This window comes from Okeania sp. (assembly GCF_983059655.1).
Map to the genome: position 1 here is coordinate 1 of NZ_CEZPJD010000751.1, position 3,891 is coordinate 3,891.

A 3,891-nucleotide genomic window follows, 5' to 3' on the forward strand; every position below is an offset into this window, starting at 1 on the left:
TTATTCCCCCTGTTGCCAGATGAGCTGTTGCCTGTTGCCTGCGCACAGCGCTATATAATACTACTAGGAAATGTAGCTACGATGTCGCGGGTAGCGACACTAGACCTTTACCAAAAAAATGAGGTCTAAAGCCTCCCCTTTTAAGGGGATGAAAAAGCGGTCGAGGGATGGCGAGGTTTCCTCGCCATATCCAATCGACCAAGAGAAATTTCAATTCAGTATTTTCAAGCCTCCGACTAAAGCCGGAGGTACTGATAACTGATAACTGATAACTGAAATTACCCCTCACCCCCGAAAGTTGGCAGCCGCAGCAGGCCAGTTTTTATTGGCGCGGGCAATATTGCCTGGAATATCCCGTTCCCAGCGATCGCGAACCCCTAAACTGAAATTGAGATATAGCCTCCCTTCGACAATACTCCAGGCTTCAGGAACGATAGTAGCTGTGTATCCATTGGCAACGGCAAAAGCACAGAAACCGCTATACTGCGGTGCATATTGCTCTGGGGAAGCTTCAAACAAGTCGCGATTTTTGGCACTGGAAAACCACCAGTTGACACCCATCCAATTGTGAGTAAATTGTTTATTTCCTTGGACAGGTTTACCTACTTGAAAATACGCAACTGGATCTACACCTCGAATGGCAACTCCGTTTTCCGCAAAAATCGGCTTTGTGACATTGGCGATTTGAGATTCATCAGCTTTGTTGGAGGATACGCCAATAGCAGGCGGTACGGAATCGGTGGATAGTTCTACTGATGGCTGAGGGGAATTTTTCGTTTGTAGGGAAGCACACCCTATGACCAACCCGAAACTAACTGAAGACAGGACAAAATATCGACGTTTCATCTTAACTTTTTCTCAAAAGGATTTTGGGATTGCAAGATCAACATCCTTAAATTAAGCTAGTCAACTGAGCAGACTGTGAGAAATTCCTGAAACTCTTTTCATAGTCATGTTCTGAGTGAATTGAAAAAAAAAATTAGAAACCTGACTCACTATCATTTATAATCTCCACCAGAACCATACCGCCATTTTTCAATCCAACGACGATAATAATAATGCTGCTCCAATGGCATTTTTGTTACTAAAAACCCTATTTTATCTCCTATAGGATATAATAAACTATAAATTCCCAAATTAAAATAATGTCTCATCCAATCTAATAAATTTCCAATCCCAACTTGAGGAATAATTTTAATTACTAAACCTGGTTGCTTCAAAGAAGTCATAAATAAAGTTTGTGCTAAAGCAGGAAACTGCACCACATCTTGCAAAAAAGGTATAAGTACAAATTCCCCTAGTCGATCCATTACCTGAAATACACCTGCCAATAGTTGATTAATTTGATTTGGTTCAACTTTTTGGTCTACCCCTACACTCATAGAACGTTGAAACAACCAAGTGACTGATATACTAGGCTGATAAGGTTGTAAAAGTGCTAAAGCATTTGAAGAAATATTGTCAGTTTGGAGAGCTTCATCAATACCCCCGGTTAGACGTTTCAAGTGACGTACCATAGCTCCAAAACCACCAAAACTAAGAGGAGACTGACTCCCACTACTATCTCCTACTGGCAAAATACGATTCCAAGGAGTTTGAAGAGGACTTTGACGATAACAAGGAAAAAAACCAAAGAGAGCACGTTGAAATGTAAGTTGACTAAGCTCCACTTTTTGATATTCAGGTAATAAGCGGAGGTATTCTTCAAAGAATGATTCTAGGGAAATTCTATCTGGATGAGCATCTAAATAGGTAAAGAGATAAGTAGTTCGTCCATCTCTAGCAGGAAATGCTTCCCAAAAGTATTGACATTGGTTTTGTATAGGAGTGAATGAGGCAAAAATGTCTCCTGTATCATTTTTCGGGTATCCAGTGGCGCAAGTACCAACTACTAGACAGACGGCATCGGGTTTTTTGCCTTGGCGTGCTTGTTTCACAATGGGAGAAAAATGCCCCATTGCATCTAGGAGCAGTCGAGCTTTGAATGATTGGCCACTACTAACCTGAATGTCGATCCCATCTGGATGAATGGTTGCTCCTTTGTAAGCTGTGTTTTCAAATAGTTGACCACCTGCTTCAAGGAAACGCTGTTTGAGAGTTTCTAGGAGGTAAACTGGATCTACACCTACATTGAGAACATCTTTGACCCAAATGTCTTCGCTCTCTGGAAAGCTAATTCGCGCAGGGTTATATTCGGTGGCGATCGCTGTTTCTAATTCTTCTGAGGAGAGAAGGTTTAATTCTATAAATGTTTCAAGTTCTTTGTGGGATATGTTCCATTCTTGTTTTCTACCTTTAAGGATACCTCGTTCTAACAGAGCTACCCGCCAACCTTTTTTTACTAAAGTTGCTCCAATAAGTATACCCAGAGTTCCACCACAAATCACTACATCCCAGTCTAAAGTGTTTAATAATTGAGTTTCTTTCTTCACAGTAGTAGGAATAGAAATATTGTCTTCTCGAAGGTTTTGCCAAACTTGGTCAGCTTTACGCAGACCTTGTAAAGGAGTTCCCGGAATTTGTGAGAGAACTTGTTCTGTTAAGGACATAATTTTTTGATTTATTTTGCTATAATTATTGCTGATTTTTTAATATTTATTTATAAGTAGTTTTATATGGCAATTCTATGTAATTTTAAAGCTCACATTCCGCACGTCAATTTGTAGCATTAAAAGTAGTATTGAAAATGATAACTTGGCAAGTATTTATACTGTATAAATCATCGTCATTGACCTTTTTCATGAGTCAAAATTTCAGGAAAATATTAAATATAAATACTTGGTCTACCCAGAAATAAGCTGCACATCATTTCCTACTGACTACTGACTATTGACTACTAGTCTTTATACTACATTATTTTGTCGTGCGGAATGTAGGTTAAAGAATTACAAAATATATTTTTAGTTGAAAAGGATTTTTTAGTAATTTAAACTCTCATAAGATTTGCCTAAAATATATTTAATATAAAGTAAGCATTCAGCCGTTAGCTATAAGCGCTTCTCTATAGGATGCTACGCAAACAGCTCTTGCTTTTAGTTTTAGATGAAAGTTTTACTAATTGAAGTATAATTTATACTTACTACAAAAACTGGCTTTAAAGTCTATATTTATTTAAACCCTCTCATGATAAATGATAGCTGACAGCTAATAGCTGAATGCTTACAATATAACTATCTCCATTTTTCTTGATTTGAATTCAAGATAGTTACATTTAAGTAGGTAGGCGGGAAAATTTATCACTATGTAACGAAAAGTTAAATTTAAGTTCTAGAGTTAAATTTAATACGTTGTGTACTGTATTGTCCTCTTTTTCCCCTTGCTGTCACTCCATCCATTACCCCATAAGCAAGGTCTAACTCATCCTCAAACATTCGTCCTGATAATTCATCTTGTTTGAGATGTTGCCACTCCAATTCAATTGGGTTCATTTCAGAACAATATTTCGGTAGAAAAAAGATCTATAAACCCTGAGTTTCCCACTTTGACCATAACTTTTGAACTTCCTGACATTTATGTATGGGGCCATTATCCTGTACTATTACTCTCATCCGTCCGAGTTTTTCTGCTTCAATAGCTTCTCGCTCCATCATCTGGATGTAAGATTTACAATTGACACCGCCGATTACTAGGCCATAAACAAAGCTAATTAGAGGTTGAAAAAGTCCAATAATACTTAATCTACGACCACGACGCTTTGTCTGTTCCAAACATTTTTGCTCACCTCGTCGATCATAGCTATAACTTGGTTCACTCCACATACAAAAACCTGATTCATCTAGATATTTCAAGTCGATTTCTCCGCTGCTGGCGCTCGAGTTTCAACATTTCTAGGTCTACTTGCTTAATTGCTCTTGCTTGTGGTTGTTGTTTCCTTTTGTGGCTTTTTCTGGT

2 protein-coding genes and 1 pseudogene are annotated in these 3,891 nt (G+C 38.2%); all 3 read right to left on the reverse strand.

Going from position 1 to position 3,891, the window contains the following annotated elements; all coding sequences use genetic code 11:
- Positions 1 to 285: 285 nt before the first annotated feature.
- The 3 genes and pseudogenes from AC3DU7_RS27795 to AC3DU7_RS27805 all read right to left on the reverse strand — a co-directional run bounded on the left by AC3DU7_RS27795 (position 286) and on the right by AC3DU7_RS27805 (position 3,758).
- Positions 286 to 846, reverse strand: a complete 561-nt coding sequence (locus AC3DU7_RS27795; protein WP_488042495.1) for a YHS domain-containing (seleno)protein — start codon at positions 844 to 846, stop codon at positions 286 to 288.
- 152 nt (positions 847 to 998) lie between these two features.
- Positions 999 to 2,549, reverse strand: a complete 1,551-nt coding sequence (locus AC3DU7_RS27800; RefSeq protein WP_488042496.1) for an NAD(P)/FAD-dependent oxidoreductase — start codon at positions 2,547 to 2,549, stop codon at positions 999 to 1,001.
- Between the two features lie 711 nt (positions 2,550 to 3,260).
- Positions 3,261 to 3,758: pseudogene (locus tag AC3DU7_RS27805) on the reverse strand (transposase).
- Positions 3,759 to 3,891: the final 133 nt, after the last annotated feature.